The sequence below is a fragment of the Paracoccus shanxieyensis genome (assembly GCF_009711265.1).
Classification (GTDB): Bacteria; Pseudomonadota; Alphaproteobacteria; order Rhodobacterales; family Rhodobacteraceae; genus Paracoccus; species Paracoccus shanxieyensis.
In genome coordinates, this window is sequence record NZ_WMII01000012.1 from 38,201 (window position 1) to 56,807 (window position 18,607).

18 protein-coding genes are annotated in these 18,607 nt (G+C 65.3%); 8 read left to right on the top strand and 10 right to left on the bottom strand.

All coding sequences use genetic code 11. The features are described from left to right. Positions 1-76 precede the first annotated feature (76 nt). The 5 genes from GL284_RS13315 to GL284_RS13335 all read right to left on the bottom strand — a co-directional run bounded on the left by GL284_RS13315 (position 77) and on the right by GL284_RS13335 (position 5,216). On the bottom strand, positions 77-691 hold the full coding sequence (locus tag GL284_RS13315; protein WP_341870374.1) for a glycosyltransferase family 29 protein: 615 nt from the start codon (positions 689-691) through the stop codon (positions 77-79). Beyond that, on the bottom strand, positions 688-1,719 hold the full coding sequence (locus GL284_RS13320) for a glycosyltransferase family 4 protein (protein ID WP_155045128.1): 1,032 nt from the start codon (positions 1,717-1,719) through the stop codon (positions 688-690). Before GL284_RS13320 ends, GL284_RS13315 begins: the two co-directional genes overlap by 4 nt. Beyond that, positions 1,712-2,905 (bottom strand): MFS transporter, encoded by a 1,194-nt coding sequence (locus GL284_RS13325; RefSeq protein WP_155045129.1) that lies wholly within the window; start codon positions 2,903-2,905, stop codon positions 1,712-1,714. Before GL284_RS13325 ends, GL284_RS13320 begins: the two co-directional genes overlap by 8 nt. Before the next feature lie 66 nt (positions 2,906-2,971). Continuing rightward, positions 2,972-3,907, bottom strand: coding sequence for a glycosyltransferase (locus GL284_RS13330; RefSeq protein ID WP_155045130.1), 936 nt, complete (start codon positions 3,905-3,907; stop codon positions 2,972-2,974). Positions 3,908-3,968: 61 nt separating this feature from the next. Beyond that, positions 3,969-5,216 carry an MFS transporter gene (locus tag GL284_RS13335; RefSeq protein WP_155045131.1) on the bottom strand — a complete coding sequence of 416 codons (1,248 nt, stop codon included), beginning with the start codon at positions 5,214-5,216 and terminating at the stop codon, positions 3,969-3,971. A 122-nt stretch (positions 5,217-5,338) separates the two neighbouring features. Between GL284_RS13335 and GL284_RS13340 the strand changes: the two genes are divergently transcribed. Further along, the gene (locus tag GL284_RS13340) at positions 5,339-5,926 is read left to right on the top strand and encodes a glutathione S-transferase family protein (protein ID WP_155045132.1); all 588 of its coding nucleotides are present in this window, start codon (positions 5,339-5,341) and stop codon (positions 5,924-5,926) included. On the opposite strand, the gene GL284_RS13345 is transcribed toward GL284_RS13340, so the two are convergent. The 5 genes from GL284_RS13345 to GL284_RS13365 all read right to left on the bottom strand — a co-directional run bounded on the left by GL284_RS13345 (position 5,902) and on the right by GL284_RS13365 (position 11,723). Further along, a complete protein-coding gene (locus GL284_RS13345) occupies positions 5,902-7,089 on the bottom strand; it encodes a TIGR03862 family flavoprotein (RefSeq protein WP_341870373.1) in 1,188 nt (395 codons plus the stop codon). The two genes, GL284_RS13340 and GL284_RS13345, sit on opposite strands and share 25 nt — an antisense overlap. Then, on the bottom strand, positions 7,086-8,114 hold the full coding sequence (gene holA, locus GL284_RS13350) for a DNA polymerase III subunit delta (protein WP_155045133.1): 1,029 nt from the start codon (positions 8,112-8,114) through the stop codon (positions 7,086-7,088). Before holA ends, GL284_RS13345 begins: the two co-directional genes overlap by 4 nt. Further along, entirely contained in the window at positions 8,111-8,596 is a 486-nt protein-coding gene (gene lptE / locus GL284_RS13355; protein ID WP_155045134.1) for an LPS assembly lipoprotein LptE, read from the bottom strand. The genes holA and lptE overlap by 4 nt, the downstream gene beginning before the upstream one ends. After that, on the bottom strand, positions 8,583-11,198 hold the full coding sequence (gene leuS / locus GL284_RS13360) for a leucine--tRNA ligase (protein WP_155045135.1): 2,616 nt from the start codon (positions 11,196-11,198) through the stop codon (positions 8,583-8,585). The genes lptE and leuS overlap by 14 nt, the downstream gene beginning before the upstream one ends. Positions 11,199-11,261: 63 nt before the next feature. Continuing rightward, positions 11,262-11,723, bottom strand: a complete 462-nt coding sequence (locus GL284_RS13365; RefSeq protein ID WP_155045136.1) for a DUF3576 domain-containing protein — start codon at positions 11,721-11,723, stop codon at positions 11,262-11,264. A 445-nt stretch (positions 11,724-12,168) separates the two neighbouring features. On the opposite strand from GL284_RS13365, the gene GL284_RS13370 reads away from it, so the two are divergent. The 7 genes from GL284_RS13370 (at position 12,169) to GL284_RS13400 (ending at position 18,393) form a co-directional block, all read left to right on the top strand. Next, entirely contained in the window at positions 12,169-13,143 is a 975-nt protein-coding gene (locus GL284_RS13370) for a porin (protein ID WP_155045137.1), read from the top strand. A gap of 67 nt (positions 13,144-13,210) precedes the next feature. After that, positions 13,211-13,864, top strand: coding sequence for a YggS family pyridoxal phosphate-dependent enzyme (locus tag GL284_RS13375; protein ID WP_155045138.1), 654 nt, complete (start codon positions 13,211-13,213; stop codon positions 13,862-13,864). Beyond that, positions 13,864-14,376, top strand: coding sequence for a DUF1643 domain-containing protein (locus tag GL284_RS13380; protein ID WP_155045139.1), 513 nt, complete (start codon positions 13,864-13,866; stop codon positions 14,374-14,376). Before GL284_RS13375 ends, GL284_RS13380 begins: the two co-directional genes overlap by 1 nt. Positions 14,377-14,459: 83 nt before the next feature. Next, positions 14,460-15,356 (top strand): calcium-binding protein, encoded by an 897-nt coding sequence (locus tag GL284_RS21880; RefSeq protein WP_155045140.1) that lies wholly within the window; start codon positions 14,460-14,462, stop codon positions 15,354-15,356. A gap of 138 nt (positions 15,357-15,494) precedes the next feature. Next, positions 15,495-15,764: a 30S ribosomal protein S15 gene (rpsO, locus tag GL284_RS13390; protein ID WP_155045141.1), complete on the top strand. Its 270-nt coding sequence runs from the start codon at positions 15,495-15,497 to the stop codon at positions 15,762-15,764. 218 nt (positions 15,765-15,982) lie between these two features. Continuing rightward, positions 15,983-17,680, top strand: a complete 1,698-nt coding sequence (mqo, locus tag GL284_RS13395) for a malate dehydrogenase (quinone) (RefSeq protein WP_230383069.1) — start codon at positions 15,983-15,985, stop codon at positions 17,678-17,680. Between the two features lie 167 nt (positions 17,681-17,847). Then, entirely contained in the window at positions 17,848-18,393 is a 546-nt protein-coding gene (locus tag GL284_RS13400) for a hypothetical protein (RefSeq protein WP_155045143.1), read from the top strand. Positions 18,394-18,607 lie beyond the last annotated feature (214 nt).

Here is an 18,607-nt window from a genome sequence, read left to right on the forward strand (position 1 = left end):
GCGATATAGGGGGTTTCTGCGGGAAAGGGAAAGCAAGATTCCGGCGATTTGTCAGGTGATACGGCGAAATTCCGACTTAATGACGAACAATTCGGCGATCTGACGATTCCATCGCGGCGACCCAGGCGGATTCGCTGCCGAAATCATGCGGCACCTGCTCAGCCGTCCTGCGGCCCGACAGCGACAGCGAGGCGAAGAAGTCAAAGCCGAACAGGTCCAGACGCCGCGCGCGGGATCGCAGGATCAGGTCGATCAGCATGGCTCCGGTTGTCGGCTGCGCGCCAAGCCGGGCTTTCAGCGCCTGATAATCCGCCAGCGGATGCAGATAGAAGCCGGGGCTTGTCGCCGTCTGCCAGTCCAGCCGCTTGCGTTTATGCGACATCCACAGCATCCGGCCCGGCGCGATACGGGCGCGGTCGGCATCGTCAAGCCGGGTCGCCAGCGCCAGCCAGTCGGTGCGCGTGCCATGGCTGCGCGGCGCGGGCATGGGCGCACGGTTGATGCGGATCACCAGATCGGCGGCGTCGATCTGCGCGCCGTGGTCGGTCTGGGCCAGCGCGCGGGCATTGCCGACCAGCGCCACCTGTTTATCCGCAAGATCGTCCAGAAGCGCGGATTGAGCGACCGAAAGCCGCCCCAGCGCAGCTTCATCGCGCAGGGTCCGGGCGATCAGGAACCCCAGCCGCGTCACGCCAGCAGCTTTCGATAGACCCCGACGATGGCGCGGGCCTCGGCCTCGATGGCGTGGTGTGTCGCGACATGGGCGCGGGCGGCCTGACCTGCGGCGGTCCGTGCCGCGTCGTCATCCAGCCAATGCGCCAGCGCCGTGGTCAAGGCATCGACATCCTCGCGCGCGACCAGACTGCCGGTTTCGCCGTCGCGGATCAGCGCCTCATAGGCTCCGACGCGGGCGGCAACGGTCGGCACGCCGCAGGCGGCAGCCTCCAGCGGGGTCAGGCCGAAGCCCTCCCACCGGGCGGGGGCGGCGAACAGGTCCAGCGCCTGATAGTTCTGCACCACCTGTTCCCACGGCACCTCGCCCAGAAAGCGGATGCGGTCCGAAAGCCCTGCGGCGGCGATCCGGGCCTTCAGATCGTCGGTAAAGGCCTGATTATCCGGCGTGACCCGTCCCGAAAAGATCAGCCGCGCGCGGGGGCGGTCCGGAAACAGCCGCAGCGCGGCCTGCACCAGCAGATCGACGCCTTTCTGCGCGCGCACCCGGCCAAAGCAGCCGATGACGATATCCTCGGGCGCGAAGCCCAGCCGGTCGCGCAGGGCCGCACGGTCGGGCGCGGGGTGGAACACGTCCAGATCGACGCCATGCAGAATGACGGTCGCCGGGCGTTCCAGATAGCTGGCCGCCTGCGGCGATGTCGCGATCAGCGCGTCCTGACGGCGCACCAGCCAACGCGTGAAGCCGGTATGCCTGCGCTGCGCGGCCGAGGTGAACAGCAGCCGATACCGCCGCCGCAGCACGTGGCGCAGGATCAGCCCCAGCGCCATTTCCGTATTACGGCGCGCGTGCCAGACGCGCCAACGGTCGCGGGGCAGGCTGGCCGCGCGCGACAGCGGGATATGCGGCAGTTCGGGCGGCAATCCCGGCCCGGTCGCCACGATGCCGATCATGCGCGCCTGCACCGGGATCAGGCGCACCACGGTCGCGGTGACGCCCGACAGGCGGCGCTTCAGGTTCGGGGCAACGACCTCGATCTCAGACATGGCGGTCCTCGGGACTGAACAGATAAAGCACCAGACCGATCAGCAGCGGCACCAGAAACAGCAGGAAGATATAGCTATAGGCCCCCGCCGGGGCATGGCGCGCCGATGCCATCTGATAGACCGGGCGCGAGATGAACTGCATCACCCCCACCCCCGCGATCGAGGTCATGTTCAGCAGCGTAATGCCCCGCCCGACCAGATGCGGCGGCAGGAAGGCGCGGCCATGCGACATCATCAGCGAATAGGAACTGTCCGAAATGCAGATCATCACCAGCAGCACCGCCGACAACCCAAGGCTCAGCCCCGGTGCCAGCCACAGCGTCGCAAGCACCGCGCAAAGCAGCGTGTTATTGGCAATCGAGGTGCGCCGGTCCGACCCGAAGAACCGCACCGCGCGCCCCGCCAGCAGGTTGGCGCTGACCATGGCAAGGCCCATGCCCAGTGTCACCCAGCCGATCAGCTGATCGCTGGCACCAAAGACCTGCGACAGATATGGCCCGGCCCACAGCCCCCGGATACAGGCCGACCCGGCATAGGTGATGGCCAGCAGCGGCAGGATGAACCGCAGCTCGCGCACCTTCCACAGTTCGGCCAGCGAGGGTTTGGGGTGGTTGCCCTCGGGCAGGGCGGGGTTCTTGACCACGGCAAGGATCAGCAGCGCCACCGCCAGCGTCACCAGCGACAGCCCGGTCAGCGTCATGCGCCAGCCAAGCTGTCCCACCACCCAGACCAGGGGCGAGGCGCCAAGGATATTGCCCAGTGACCCAAGGCCGACCACGGTGCCGCCCGCCGCGCTCATCATGCCGGGGGGCAGGGTGCGGGCAAAGATGAAGAAACTGCCGATCATCACCGGCGCGCAGCCGATGCCCAGCAGCGCCATGGCGACATGGATATGCCAAGGCGCCTGCGCCATGGCAAAGATCGCCGCCCCGCCCGCGCCGCCGATGGCCAGCAGCAGCGACACGGTATGGCGCGGCCCGAACCTATCCAGCGCCCAGCCGATCGGCAGCTGCATGGCGGCAAAGGCCACGAACCACAGGCCAGAGCTGATGGCCAGATCGTCCGGTCCCGCGCCCAGTTCCTGATGCAGAACCGGCGTCAGCACGGCCAGAAAGGCGCGATAGAACTGGCTGAGCATATAGGCAAGGATCAGGCTGGCGATCCCGCCCGACATCATAAGGCGCATGGCTGAACTCGGGGCTTCGTTTTGGCAGAGCCTTGTCGATCTTGCCGACCGACGCAAGCCTTGGCCCTAACTGCGTCGCAACAGGACCGCAAGCCAAAGCGCCGCCTGCGACACGCGCCCCTGCCGGTGAAACCCGCCCTGCCGAAAGGCCTGCATCCGCTGAAGAAAGCTGCCCTGCAACCTGCCGAATTCCGCCAGAATGGCGCGGTTTTCCGGCGTCAACCGATGGGCCGAGCCGGTCAGCGCGGCATGGTTCATCCGGCTCCAGCCGCGATAGGTGCCGGCCAGCATTCGCCGCAGCCCGCCAAGGCGTCCGATGATGCCGTGGTTCGCGCCCACGACATTCGCGTCGTGCTGGCGATACAGAACCGAGGGCAGCGGATCATAGATCACCTGCCCGCCCGCGCCCGTCACCAGCTGATAGATCCACCAGTCATGCATCACGACCGGCCCGGCTTCCGGATTGGCCGCCCGCACCAGTTCAAAAGCCGCGCGGTTCATCATCAGCGTGTTGCCCTGCACCATGTTCTGCATCAGCGCATGGCGGAAGCTGGGCTCCAGCCGGGGCAGCGGCGACAGCGACAGGGGCTGCATCGTGGTGTCGCAGGCCACCACGCGGCTGCACCAGATCGCCGGGGTATCGGCGGTCAGCGCGGCAAGGCTGCGGCTGATCTTTTCGGGATCCCACGCGTCGTCCTGATCGCTGAAGGCGACATGGGTGGCGTCCTTCGGGACATGATCCAGCAGCGCGCGGAAATTCGCGGCGGCCCCCGCGCGCGGCCCCGGCACGATGCGCACACGGCCCGGTTGAAGCTCGGCCGCGAAATCCTGCAGGATGCGCAGGCTGCGATCGGTCGAGCCGTCATCGCCGACAATCAGATCCCAGCGTTGGTCATGCTGCTCGATCAGGCTGCGCAACTGCACGGGCAGGTAATCCTGCCCCTGATAGACCGCCATCAGAATGGCGACGCGCTGCGCTGGATTGCCTGCCGACTGGCTCATGTTTCCCCCGGGCCAACCGGCCCCGTTTAGCGCCGCAGGGCCGTGCTGGAAAGCCCGCAGCTTATGCGGCAACCGCGCGGGGTGCGGCGGGGGCCTCGCGCACGGGCAGGTGGATCAGCGCGCTGAACGCGCCCACGCCCACGCCGACCCACCAGACCAGCGTGTAATCCCCGTATGCATCATACATCTTGCCGCCCAGCCAGACCCCCAGAAACGAGCCAAGCTGATGGCTGAGAAACACGAAGCCGTAAAGCGTGCCCATATAGCGCAGCCCATACATATAGGCCACCAGCCCCGAGGTCAGCGGCACCGTCGCCAGCCACAGCGCCCCCATCACCAGCGAAAACACGACGACACTGGCGGGCGTGATCGGCATCAGGATGAACACCGCCCCGGCAATGGTGCGCAGCGTATAGATCCCCGCCAGCAGGTATTTCTTGGTATAGCGCTTGCCCAGCCATCCCGCGAAGATCGCGCCGCCGATATTGGCCAGCCCGATCAGCGAAATCGCCGCCGCCCCCAGCGCCGAGGTCGTGGTGATGCCCAGCCCCGCCAGCATGCCGCCCGGCGCGATGGGGCCGCACATCTCGGTAATCATCGCCGGGAAATGCGCGGTGATGAAGGCCAGCTGATAGCCGCAGGAAAAGAAGCCCGCAAAGATCATCAGATAGGACGGGTCGGTAAAGGCGCGGCGCAGGACGCTGCCAAGGCTTTCCTCGATCTCGGACTTGCTGGCGGGTTTGCCACCGCCCAGCAGCGGCAGAAAGAACAGGCAGGCCAGCACCATGACGCCGAAGATGACAAAGACCGACTGCCACGAATACCAAATCAGCAGCATCTCGGCCAAGGGCGCGCCAAAGACCTGACCCGCCGATCCGGCGGCCGTGGCGATCCCCAGCGCCAGACTGCGGTTCTCGTCGCTGGCGGCGCGGCCGATCACTGCCAGAATGACGCCAAACCCGGTGCCCGCGATACCAAAGCCCACCATCACCTCAAGCAACTGCATGGTGGCCGGGTCGGTGGCATAGGCCGTCAGGATCAGCCCCGCCGAATACAGAAACGCGCCGATGATGATCGACCAGCGATCCCCCCAGCGTTCCCCCAGCGCGCCAAAGATCGGCTGGCCTATGCCCCAGGCAAGGTTCTGGATGGCGATGGCCAGACTGAATTCGGCGCGCGGCCAGCCGAATTCCTGCCCGATCGGGATCTGAAAGACGCCGAAACTGGCGCGCAGCGCGAAATTGATCAGAAGGATCATCGAACCGCCGATCAGAACCGGCGTGAAGATCGAGGCGCGGGTCGCGGTCATGGCGGTTTCTCCGGGCGGAATGCGCAATTCCTGCGCCTTGTATGGCACGGCGTCAATCCCCGCCGCACGCGCATTGCCTGTCCGCTGGCCCGGCGCTAGCCTGCAGGGCAGGAGGATCCCCCATGTATCAGGTCATCGGCCGCGCCCAAAGCCGCGCCTTCCGCGTCATCTGGATGCTCGAAGAGCTTGGACTGCCCTATGAGCATATGCCGCTTGAGCCGCATTCGCAGGGCGTCACCTCGTTCAATCCGGCGGGCAAGGTGCCGGTGCTGATCGCGGATGGCACGCCGATCACCGATTCCACGGCGATCCTGACCTATCTGGCGGACCGGCATGGCGGGCTGACCCACACGCCCGGCACGCTGGACCGCGCCCGGCAGGACAGCCTGACGCAGTTCATACTGGACGAATTCGACGCCGCGCTGTGGCTGGCCGCGCGCCACAGCTTCGTTCTGCCCGAGGAGATGCGTCTTTCCGCCATCAAGAACACCCTGCGCTGGGAATTTGAACGCAGCCAGCGCACGCTGGTCCATCGCATGTCCGACGGGCATTTCCTGATGGGTGACCAGCCGACGGTCCCCGACCTGATCCTGGCGCATTGCCTGACATGGGCGCTCAGCGCGCGCTTCCCGATCACCGAACACCGGCTGACGCAGTTTCTGGACCTGATGCGTGCCCGCCCGGCCTATCTGCGCGCCGCCGCCAGATAAGCCGCAGCGGCAAGCCCCGCCGCACGTCCCTGCGCCAGACAGCCGGTCAGCAGATAGCCCCCGGTCAGCGCCTCCCAGTCCAGCATCTCGCCCGCGACGAAAGTGCCGGGCAGGGCGCGCAGTTGCAGATCCGCCGTGACGCTGTCGGCCATGATGCCCCCGGCGGATGAAATCGCCCGCTCCAGTCCCATTGGGCCCTGATGGATCAGCCGCAGCGCCTTGGCGCGCAGGGCCAGCCGCTCGGGTTCGGCGGGCAGGGGTTGGCCCCATTCCATCAGCAGCGCCGCGCGCAAGGGATCGCCCAGAACGCGCCGCAGCCGGTTGCCGACCGACAGCTTGGCCGACACAGCGGAAAACCGCCGCGCCAGTTCGGCCGCGCTCAGATCCGGGGCCAGATCCACCATTGCCTCGGCCCCGTCGCGCAGGGCCGAGGCGATCTCGTAGACGCCGCCGCCCTCGATGCCTTGCGCGCCGATGACCCATTCGCCGCGGCTGACCAGATCGCCCGCGCTCAGGCAGACGCCCTTGACCGCCTGCCCGAAATGCCGCGCCATCTGTGCCGACCACGCTATGCGAAAGCCCATATTCGCCGGGCGAAACGGCGCAATCCCCACGCCTTGCCCCGCCAGCCAGGGCACCCATTGCGCATCCGATCCCAGCCGCGGCCAGCTTGCCCCGCCAAGCGCCAGAACCACGGCCTCGGGCCGCAGGATCTGCGTCCCCTCGGGCGTCGAAAACCGCCAGCCTTCGCCCTGAAACCCGGTCCAGCGCCAGCGGGTGCGCAGCTCGACCCCCTGCCCGGCCAGCCGCGCCAGCCAGGCCCGCAACAAGGGCGAGCCCTTCATGCCGACAGGAAACACCCGCCCGGTCGAACCGGTAAACAGATCGATCCCCAACCCGCGCGCCCAGTCCATGACCGCGCCGGGACCCATTTCTCTGTTCCCGAAATACTCCGGGGTCCGGGGCAGAGCCCCGGAAAACCGCGCCGAAAACACCGCCTCGGGTTCGTCCTTGGTCAGGTTCAGCCCGGACTTTCCGGCCATCAGAAACTTGCGCGCGGGCGTGGGCATCGCCTCGGCCACGATGACGCGCGCGCCCTGCCCGGCCAGGGTCTCGGCGGCCATCAGCCCGGCGGGACCGGCGCCGATGACCAGCACCGTCACCGCCCGCCCCTTGGCATCATGCACAGCCGCAAAAGCATCCGCTCCATCACCGCCATGGCGGGTGCTTTCGACGATGACCGCAGGGTCAGGTCGGTGTCGATCAACTGATGAATGGCATCCTCCAGCGCCACCATGCCCCAGCCCTGCGCCTGCCGCATCATGCGGTCGCGGCGCGGGCCAAAGATAGGCGGGCGCAGCTTGCCAAGCCCCGCGCCCGGCCCGCCCGGATCCGAGGACGCCGCGTGCAGCGCCCGGAAATGGCGCAGCGCCGCGATGCAGATGGTGGTCGGCGTGATGCCCTGCCCTTCGATCCGCCGCATCAGCGCACCGAACTGCCGCGCCTGCCCGTCGGCCACGCAATCGATCAGATCGTCCACCTCGGCCTCGATCGTCGCGGGGGCCAGCGCGGCGATTTCGCCGGGCGTCAGGGGCGCTGGATCGCCATGCTTGTAAAGCCCGATCTTTTCGACCGTCTGGCGAAAATCGCCGGGGTCCAGCGCGCGGGACAGCGACATCAGATCGCGCATCGCATCGCGGGGAATTTCGCGCAGCCCGGCATCGTGCAGCCAGCGCCCGATTTCTTCCTCGCCCGGCGGATCGTCATAGATGGGCGCGGTCACGGCGGTCGGATGCGGCTCGAACAGCTTGCGCAGCGCCGAGGATTTCGGCAGCCCGCCCGCCGCAACGACGATCACCGCATCGCCCGAACGCCAGTCCGCAATGGCCGAGGCGATGGCCGGGGCCGCCGCATCCGGCGCATCATCGACCAGCACCACGCGCTGTCCGGGAAAGAAGCCGACCGCTTTCACGCCGTCCAGCAGCGCCGCCGGATCCTTGCGCAGATCTGCGCCGGCCATGCGGCTCAGGCGCATTTCCTCTTCGGCGCCGTCACCGACCAGCGCCTTGACCGCTTCGGCCCGCTTCAGCGCCACGCGCATCGCATCCTGACCATAGATCAGCAGCGCGGGCCGCGTCGGATCGGGGCGCGCCAGATAGCGGGCGATTTCCGCGCCCTTCAGGATCATGGGATCGCGGCGGGGTCGATGGCCAGCAGCCGCGTCACCACCTGATCGGCCAGCAGCCGCGCCAGCCGCTCATGCGCGTCCTGTTCGGCGGCCATGGTCGCGATGGTCGTGCCGGTCGTGGAATACGAGGTAAAGCTGCTGACCTGCCCGCGCGCCACCGCCCGCTGCGTCGCCATCTCGGTCAGGATGTAATCGGCGCTGCCGTTCAGGGCATATCGCGTGGTGATCTCATCGGGCGTGATGGCCTGGGGCACCACGGCAATGCGCAATTGCCATGTCAGCTCATAGATGGCGGCGCTGTCGGGACCAAGCTGTTCGTCGATCCGTCCGGCAAAGGCGAAATCGTCGGGGGTCTTGGGATCGGCGGTCCGCACCTTGCCCTGCAACCGCGTGCCCGTACCCCCCGGCCCATAGACCGGGGAAAAGCCGCAGGCGGCGACGGCGGCGACGGCCAGCAGGAAGGCGCGTCTAGACCACGACATTGACGATCCGTCCCGGCACCACGATCAGCTTTTTCACCGCAGCGCCCTCCATGAAGCGCAGGACCGTTTCATCGGCCAGAACCATCGCCTCGATCTGTTCCTTGGGCATGTCCTTGGGCACCTCAATCTCGGCGCGGCGCTTGCCGTTGATCTGGATGGGCAGGATCACACTGTCCGAGACCAGCAGCGCCGGGTCCGCCTTGGGCCATGCCGCATCCACGACCATGCCCTGCCCGCCCGCATTCTGCCAGACCTCTTCGGCCAGATGCGGCACCATCGGTGCCAGAAGCTGCGCCAGAATCCGCAGCACCTCGCGGCGCTGCTGACCGCCTGCTTTGGATTTGCCGATGGCATTGGCCAGTTCGTAAAGCTTGGCCACGGCCTTGTTGAAGGCAAAGCCCTCGATCGCCTTGGTCACATCGGCAATGGCGCGATGGGCGGCGCGCAGCAACTCGGCATCCTCGCCCGTCTCGGGGATCTCATCGGCCAGACGCCAGACGCGGCCAAGGAACTTGCTGGCGGCCTCGGCCCCGGCGGCGGTCCATTCCACGTCGCGTTCGGGCGGGCTGTCGGACAGCATGAACCAGCGCGCGGTATCGGCCCCGAAGCTTTCGACGATATTCACCGGATCCACGACGTTCTTCTTGGACTTGGACATCTTGGCCGAGGGGATGATCTCCACGACATCCTCATGATCCTGTGCATAGGCGAGGAATTCTTCGTCGGACATCTCATCGAAGTTCTCGGGCTTTAGGATTGCAACGTCCTTCCCGAACAGATGCATCGAATGAACGGATTCAGGCAGGTGATAGACCGCGCGGCCACGGTCGTCGGTGGTCTTGTAGATCTCATGCGTGACCATGCCCTGCGTGAACAGCGCATCGAAGGGCTCGCGCGATTTTTCCGGCAGATGCCCGGTCTTGACCATCGCGCGGGCAAAAAACCGCGAATACAGCAGATGCAGGATCGCGTGTTCGATGCCGCCGATATACTGGTCGACATTCATCCAGTAATCCGCCTCCTCGGGCACGGTCGGCGTGGCCGCGTGGGGCGAGGTGAAGCGCGAATAATACCACGAGGAATCGACGAACGTGTCCATCGTGTCGGTTTCGCGCCGCGCAGCCTTGCCGCAGACCGGGCAGGCGACATTGCGCCATGTCGGGTGGCGGTCCAGCGGGTTGCCCGGCACGTCGAAGGTCACGTCCTGCGGCAGGATCACCGGCAGGTTCTCTTTGCGCTCGGGGACGGTGCCGCAGCTGTCGCAATGCACGACCGGGATCGGGCAACCCCAATAGCGTTGGCGCGAAATGCCCCAGTCGCGCAGCCGGAACTTGGTCACGCCCTGACCATAGCCCGCGGCCTCGGCATGGGCGATGGCGGCGGCGACGGCGTCCTCGCCGGTCTGGTCGGCTTTACCGGCAAAGCCGCGCACATAGGTCACGGTTTCCGATTTCAGCGGCACGAAGGGCGCATCGGCCACCAGCGCATCGGCCTGCGCCTGATCCATGCCTTTTTCGCCGAAGGTCGCGCGGATCGGCAGGCCGTATTTGATGGCAAATTCATGGTCGCGCTCATCATGCGCGGGGCTGCCGAAAATCGCGCCGGTGCCGTAATCCATCAGCACGAAATTCGCGATCCAGATCGGTAATTCCCAAGTCGGATCAAGCGGGTGGCGCACCTTCAGGCCGGTGTCGAAGCCCAGCTTCTCGGCGGTTTCGATGGCTTCCTCGGTCGTGCCGATGCGGCGGCATTCCTCGCAGAAGGCGGCGATTTCGGGGCGGGTCTGGGCCAGCGTCTTGATCAGCGGATGATCGGGCGACAGCGCGGCAAAGGACGCGCCCATCAGCGTGTCGGGGCGCGTGGTATAGACCTCGATGGCGTCAAAGCCCGCGGGCGCGTCCACGGTGGCAAAGCTGAATTGCAGCCCGCGCGATTTGCCGATCCAGTTGGCCTGCATCAGCCGCACCTTTTCGGGCCAGCCCGACAGGCCGTCCAGCGCCGTCAGCAATTCGTCCGAGTAATCCGAGATGCGGAAGAACCATTGCGTCAGTTCGCGCCGTTCCACCAGCGCGCCCGACCGCCAGCCGCGCCCGTCCTCGACCTGTTCATTGGCGAGCACCGTCATGTCGACGGGATCCCAGTTCACCATCGCCGATTTGCGATAGATCAGCCCGGCCTCCAGCATGTCCAGAAACATCGACTGCTGCTGATGCACATAGTTGTCGTCGCAGGTGGCGAATTCGCGGCTCCAGTCGATGGACAGGCCCAGCGGTTTCAGCTGCTCGCGCATGGTGGCGATATTGGCATAGGTCCAGTCGCGGGGATGGCCGCCCTGCTCCATCGCGGCGTTTTCGGCGGGCATGCCAAAGGCGTCCCAGCCCATCGGATGCAGCACGCTGAAGCCCTGCGCGCGTTTGAACCGCGCCACCACATCGCCCATCGTGTAGTTGCGCACATGGCCCATATGGATGCGCCCCGAAGGATAGGGGAACATCTCGAGCACATAATATTTGGGGCGTTCGTCCCGCACCGCCTTGAAGGTATCGGCAGCGTCCCACGCGGTTTGCCAGCGCGTTTCACTGTGTGCGGGATCATAGGGCATGGAAACCTCCGGGCGTCAGATTGCCCGCAGGGTATTATCCGCTGCGCGTGCGCAGGTCCAGCGTCACAGATTGCGGTCTTGCGCGCGCAGCTGCCGGGCGCGGGTCAGGATCGCATCTTCCACGGCGCGCACCGTGTCGGGCGCGACCGAGGCGCCGCCCGCACCTTGCAGCGACACTTTCAGCCCGCGCGCGTCCAGCGCCGGATCGGTGATCTGCACCGTCGCGCGATAGGACCGGCCACCGCCCGGAGGCGTGCCGTATCCGGTGACGATCACGCCGGTGAACGGGTCGATGGTCTGCACCGGCAGAAAGTTCAGGATCTCAAGGCTGGCGTTCCACAGATACTTGTTCACCGCCACCGTGTCGTTCGAGTTGCGGCGATTCGAGAACAGATCCCAGAAGGTGGACTGCTGCTGCGGCTGGGCCGAGGCCTGCTGCTGGTTGCCCGATCCGCTGCCGGAACATGCGGCAAGGCCGGTTGCAAGAAGCAAAGCGGTGGTCAGCCGTGCGGCGCGTCTGGTCATGTCATATCCCCCGGATCGTCCTTGGCACTGCCATAGCGCAATTCATGCCCAAGCGACAAGAGAGCCGCTGCCCGCAGCCGTCGCCCGCCATCCCCGGGCGATTCCCTGTCCCGCCGGGATCGGGCGGCGGCCTGCGAAATCCGACCGGCAGGCCACCCCGCGGGCTGTCGCGACGCCGCTTTGACACGCGTGCACACGCATGCGCGAATCCACTCCATGCGGGAAAATGGCAAGTATTTTTCAATCCGAAGAATGGGTTGGCCGGGCGCGCGCGGCCTTTCACAACCCAGCACGCTATGGTGTGGCCCTTGTGCATCACAGCAGTTGCGAAACGGGAAGGGCGGGTCTGAATTCGTTGCAATGGTCCGGCGAAAGCGCGACACAACGTGACATACCCCAAGCCGGTTTCCGGGTGGGGCATACGAGAGAGACAAGAGGGAAAACCATGAAAAAGGTTCTTTTCGCCACCAGCGCGCTGGTGATGTCGGCTGGCTTCGCCTCCGCTGAAGTCGCCGTTTCGGGCGACGGCCGTATGGGCGTGATCTACGACGGCAATGACGCTCAATTCTCGAGCCGCGCCCGCGTGAAATTCACCCTGACCGGTGAATCGGACGCTGGCCTGTCGTTCGGTGGTGCGTTCCGCGTCGACCAAGAAGACTACAACAGCGACTACCGTTCGGCTGCCAAAGGCACCCGCGGCGTCGTCTGGATTTCGGGCACCTATGGCAAGCTGTCGATGGGCGACCCCGTTGGCGCTGCTGAAGCCGCGATCGGCGACCTGTACGAAGTCGGCTACACCGAAGGTGAATTCGGTGGCGACATCGAAGAAATCGGCTTCCTCGTCGGCGACGGTAACAACCGCGACCAGGGCCCGACCGCTCTGTATGAATACACCATCAACAACATCTCGCTGTACGCGTCGATGACTGATGGCGTGAACACCTTCGGCAACGCCATCTTCGGCTCGGGCACGACCGTCATTGATCCGGAAACCGGCCTGGAAGTTGTGACCAACACCGACAGCGCCGATCTGGCCTACTCGGTTGCAGCGAAATACGAAGGCTCGAACTTCTGGGCATCGCTGTCGTACTCGAAAAACGGCGACGCGAAAGAAATCGGTCTGGGTGCTGAAGCTACGTTCAACAACTTCGCCTTCAAAGGCGTGTACATGGACTACGAAGACATCGCTCTGCAGTACACCGCTGGCCTGGCTGCCTCGTACCAGATGGATGCCATCCTGGTGAAAGGCTTCTGGCGTCAAGACAAGTGGGAAGAAGTCACTGGCGACGAGAAGTATGACTCGTTCGGCATCGGCGCTGACTACGACCTGGGCGGCGGCGCTGTCCTGGCCGGCGGCATCATCGACACCGACTACCTGGACGACACCGTCGTCGACTTCGGTGTGAAGTTCTCGTTCTGATCTGTCAGAACCGGACGATGAAAGAGCGGGCCTTGTGCCCGCTCTTTTCTTTTGGGAATTTGCGGTCATGGAACTTGAAAGCATCACCCGCCGCATTACCGCAGCAGAAACCGCAGCCGGGCGTCCGCACGGATCGGTGCGCCTGATCGCCGTCAGCAAGGTGCAACCCGCCGCGCGGGTCGAAGCCGTGCTGCAAGCCGGTCAGCGCGTTTTCGGTGAGAATTATGTGCAAGAGGCCGCCGGGAAATGGCCGGAATGGCGGGCGGCCTATCCGGGCGTCGAGCTGCACATGATCGGGCCGCTGCAAACCAACAAGCTGAAACTCGCACTGGATCTTTTCGATGCGATTCATACGCTTGACCGTCCGTCACTGGCCGAAAAATTGGCGCGGCAGGTTCAGGCACGCGGGGCGTCGCCGCAGCTCTTCGTGCAGGTGAATACCGGAGACGAGCCGCAAAAGGCTGGAATTCCCCCCGATCAGGCCGATGCGTTCATCGCCGATTGCCGCGCGCTGGATCTGCCGCTGACCGGGTTGATGTGTATTCCGCCCGACGATCAGGATCCCGTGCCGCATTTTCGCCTGCTGCGGCAGATCGCCGGACGCAATGACCTGACCGGGCTGTCCATGGGGATGAGTTCGGATTTCGAAACCGCCATCGCCGAGGGCGCGACCCATGTGCGGGTCGGCAGCGCGATTTTCGGGGCGCGTGATTACGGCTGATGTCGGACACCGTTGCGCGGCGACATCAGGACGGGGATCGGCGCTCGACGGCGATCTTCTCGCGCTGTGGGCAGTATCGGTTCAGCCTGACGCGCCGCTGGGGCGAGGGGCCGCGGGTGACCTTCGTCATGCTGAACCCCTCGACCGCCGATCATCGCCGCAATGATCCGACCATTGCGCGCTGCGAAGGGCGCGCGCGCAGGCTGGGGGCAGGGGCGGTGCGGATCGTGAACCTGTTCGCATGGCGCGCCACCTATCCGCAGGAACTGCGGATTGCTGCGGACCCGGTGGGGCCCGGCAATGATCGCGCGATCCGTCAGGCGGCGTTGTGGGCGGATCATATCATCTGCGCATGGGGCGTGCATGGCGCGATGCTGTCGCGGGCGGCGCAGGTGCAGCGCCTGCTGCAGGGGACTGGCCAGCCGCTGTGGCATCTGGGCCTGACCAAGGCTGGACACCCGCGCCATCCCTTGTATGTGCCAAACAGCTTTAAGTTGTGCGTCTGGGATTAACTGTTTATTAGCAAAGAGGATGCAAGGCGGCGTCATGCGTCGTATTCTTTGGCTTAGCCTTATCGATTCTCACGAGTATTGCCATGTTTATTCTGGGCAGCATCATCGGTCTTCTGGTCATGGGTCTTGCAGTTGATACAACTGCCGGAAGATCGGTCGACGAAGACGACGACACTCTCGACCATGAAAACCCGGATTCGCCGGATGATCCCGATGATCCCGAGGGGCGGGTCGAGATCGGCACCGAAGGGTCCGACTGGCTGGCCGGAGGTGATGGCGACGACCGGCTGGAAGGCGGCGATGGCAATGACGACCTGCATGGCGGGTTGGGCAATGACACGCTGCTGGCCGGTGCGGGCGACGACTGGGTGTATGGCGACGACGATTACGGCGAACAGGGCGATGACCTGATCGACGGCGGCGCCGGTCACGATTTTCTGGCGGGGCAGGGCGGTGACGACACCGTCCGGGGCGGCGCGGGCAATGACAGCATCTATGGCGGCGATGGCGATGACCTGCTGCAGGGCGGCGACGGGGATGACTGGATCTCGGGCAATGCCGGCAATGACACGCTGATCGCCGGTCGGGGCACCGACGATCTGGACGGCGGCGACGGCGATGACGTGCTGTATGGCTCGGCCGCCGGGGACAATGCCTGGCTGCATGGCGGGGCGGGCAATGACACGCTGTATGTCGGCTCGGGCGATTTCGGAGAAGGCGGGGCGGGGAATGATCGCTTCGTTCTGGATGAGCCGGGCGATACCGTGCCGATCATCGGCGATTACAACCGGGCCGAAGATGTGATCGAGCTGCGCTTCCGCGCCGATGAGGATGAGCCTGACCCCTTCGTGACGCTGGAGCGCGGCGATGATGGCTCGACGCTGATTCGGCTGGATGGCGCAGCGGTCGCGCGGGTGCTGGGCCAGACCGGGCTGCGGGCCGAGGACATCATCCTGACCCGGCTGCAACCGCGCGGCTGAGATCAGCCTTCCAATTCTGTCGTATTTCTTTTATACGCGCGCATCTGCCGGGGCGATCCCGGCGGATCTCTCCACGGGCCTGTGCTGGACGACATCCCGGCCTGAGCCATAACCCTTTGTTTCTGAAAGGAGACCCCGATGTCGATCACTGTTGAAGAAAAGAATCGCGTCATGACCGAATTCGCGACCAAGAAAGGCGATACCGGTTCGCCGGAAGTTCAGGTCGCCATCCTGTCGTCGCGCATCTCGACCCTGACCGAGCACTTCAAGACCCACAAGAAAGACAACCATTCGCGTCGTGGTCTGCTGAAGCTGGTCGCACAGCGCCGCAAGCTGCTGGACTATCTGAAGCGCAAAGACGAAGCCCGTTACACCGACCTGATCGGCAAACTGGGCCTGCGCCGCTGAATTCAGCGCAGCCGCACAATCCGCGCCCGTGGCGAAAGCTGCGGGCGTTTTCTTTTGCGGCAACAGGGGGATGCATTCTGGCGACGGATGGCGACGTTCCGACGCATGGCTGAACAGCCATATTTATGCAGTTGCAGAAATATTGGGGCCGCTTGCCAATCGCGGGCGGCCCATATATCGGGCGCCGCAGGGAGACAATGCGACAGAAAGGCATTCTCTTGCAGCCATCCTCTGATAAAAATCTCCGCCCCAAGTTTGCCCTGACCCGGCGTCAACTTCTGGGCTCGGCCATCGCCGCAGCCGCGCTCAGCGCGCTGCCCGCAGCCAGCGGACGCGCCCAGACCGCCACGCGCACCGTCGATGTGCTGCTGGTCGGTGGCGGCATCATGAGCGCGACCCTGGGCGTGCTGTTGCACCAGCTGGAACCCGGCTGGAGCATGGAAATGTTCGAGCGGCTGGATGCCGTGGCCGAAGAAAGCTCGAACGGCTGGAACAACGCGGGCACCGGCCACTCGGCCCTGTGCGAGCTGAACTATACGCCCGAGGACTCGGACGGGAACGTCCAGATCGCCCGCGCCATCGACATCAACGAACAATTCCAGGTCACCCGTCAGTTCCTGAGCCATCAGGTCGAGGTGGGCGTGCTGAAGAACCCGCGCAGCTTCATCAACTCGACCCCGCACATGAATCTGGTCTGGGGCGACGAAAACGTCGAATACCTGCGCAAGCGCGTCGAGGCGCTGAAGGCCAGCCCGCTGTTCGCCGGGATGGAATACACCACCGACGCGGCGCAGATCGCCGACTGGGTCCCGGTGATGATGGAAGGCCGCGATCCGGCGCAGAAAGTCGCGGCGGCGCGCTCGGTTCTGGGCACGGATGTGAACTTTGGCGAGATCACCCGCCAATATGTCGGCTTCCTGCAGACGCAGGAAAACTTCACGCTGCGCACGGGCCATGAAGTCCGCGCCATCTTCCGCAACGAAGACGGCAGCTGGCGCGTGACGGCGCAGAAGCTGGCCGACGGGACCGAGGAAGTCATCAACGCCAAGTTCGTCTTTCTGGGCGGCGGCGGCGGTGCGCTGCCCCTGCTGCAACTGTCGGGCATCGCCGAAGGCGACAGCTATGGCGGCTTCCCAGTCGGCGGCTCGTTCCTTGTGACCGAAAAGCCCGAGATCGTGACGCGCCATCTGGCCAAGGTCTATGGCAAGGCCAGCGTCGGGTCGCCGCCGATGTCGGTGCCGCATCTGGACACGCGGATGCTGGACGGCAAGCAGGTGCTGCTGTTCGGGCCTTTCGCGACCTTCTCGACCAAGTTCCTGAAGAACGGCTCGCTGTGGGATCTGCCCGCCTCGGTCACGCTGGACAATATCTGGCCCATGCTGAACGTCGGCTGGCATGAGTTCGATCTGGTCAAATATCTGGCCGGTCAGCTGATGATGTCGCAAGAAGACCGCATGGACGCGCTGCGCGAATACCTGCCCGAGGCCAAGGACGAAGATTGGCGTCTGTGGCAGGCGGGCCAGCGCGTGCAGATCATCTTCAACGACCCGACCAAGGGCGGCGTGCTGAAGCTGGGGACCGAAATCGTGGCCTCGGCGGACAAGACGATCGCCGCACTTCTGGGCGCCTCGCCCGGTGCGTCGACGGCGGCGCCGATCATGCTGAACATGCTGGAAACGGTGTTTGCCGACAAGCTGTCGACACCGGAATGGCAAGCCCGTGTGCGTCAGATCGTGCCCAGCTATGGCACGAAGCTGAATGACGATCCGGCGGCGGTGGCTCAGGTCTGGGCGCGGACCGAAGAGCGTCTGGAACTGGCGATTGCCTCGCCCACGATCAGCGGCCTGCCCGCGAACCTGCCCGATGCCCCCAGCGGCACGGGCGAGGTGCCGCGCGTGCCGGACATGGCGCTGTAATCCTGCCGGAACGCAGACGCCCGCAGTCCCTGGCTGCGGGCGTTTTCTTTACAGCCGCGCGCGGTGGCGGGCTTATTAAGCAAGCGTATAAAATCCAAGATATTGCTTTCTAGACTCTTAACGCCGGCAGGTTAGGTGTGCCGATATCGGTTATTGGAGTTAGTCTAATGTTTCTGAATATCGCGACGAAGCCTGTCACCTCGCTGCTTTCCAATCTTCTGACGCCTGCGCCGGTTGCGGTTACGCCGGTCAAGGACGAGCCTGCGAAAGAGCGTGGCGACCTGTTCGATTTTTCCACGCAAGCCGTCGCCAAGGCGTCCGCGACCGTGGAAACCGCCGCTGCGCAAACCGCGGCGGCGACCGTGCAAACTGTCACGCAACCCGAAGCGGTTGCCCCCGTCCAGCAGCCGGTCGTCGCTGTCGCGGCGGTGGTGGTTCCGAACGCACAGCCTCAGTCGCAAACGCAACCCGTGTCTCAGCCGCAGCCCGAACCTGTGGTCCAGCGGGTCGTCCCGGTCGTGTCGCATGACACACCCGAAATCGACCTGACCGACGAAGAGCGGGCGCGCGCCTTGGCCATTTCGGCCAATCAGCGCGAAAGGCTGCTGGGGCTGATCGCCGAGGTTCGCTCCAGCGTGCAGGACACCCAGCCCAAAGCCGGGCAGGAGACGGCCGACGCACCCGCAGCCAAGAAGGTCGAACTGCGCGCCTGAGCGCGGGGATGCGGATGAAATCGCGGGCGGCGTCAGGGAACCGGCGCCGCCCGCTGCCATGCAAGACCCTTCACAATAGCCCGGTTTTCCTGTATTGCCCCGCCATCTGTGACGTGACGCCCATGCCCCGGGGCACATGCGAAGGATAGGGGCAGGCGGCAATGGGGCCGCCATATAGCACGGGCGCGACCAGAGGGCTGGCGCCGCCCAGAGG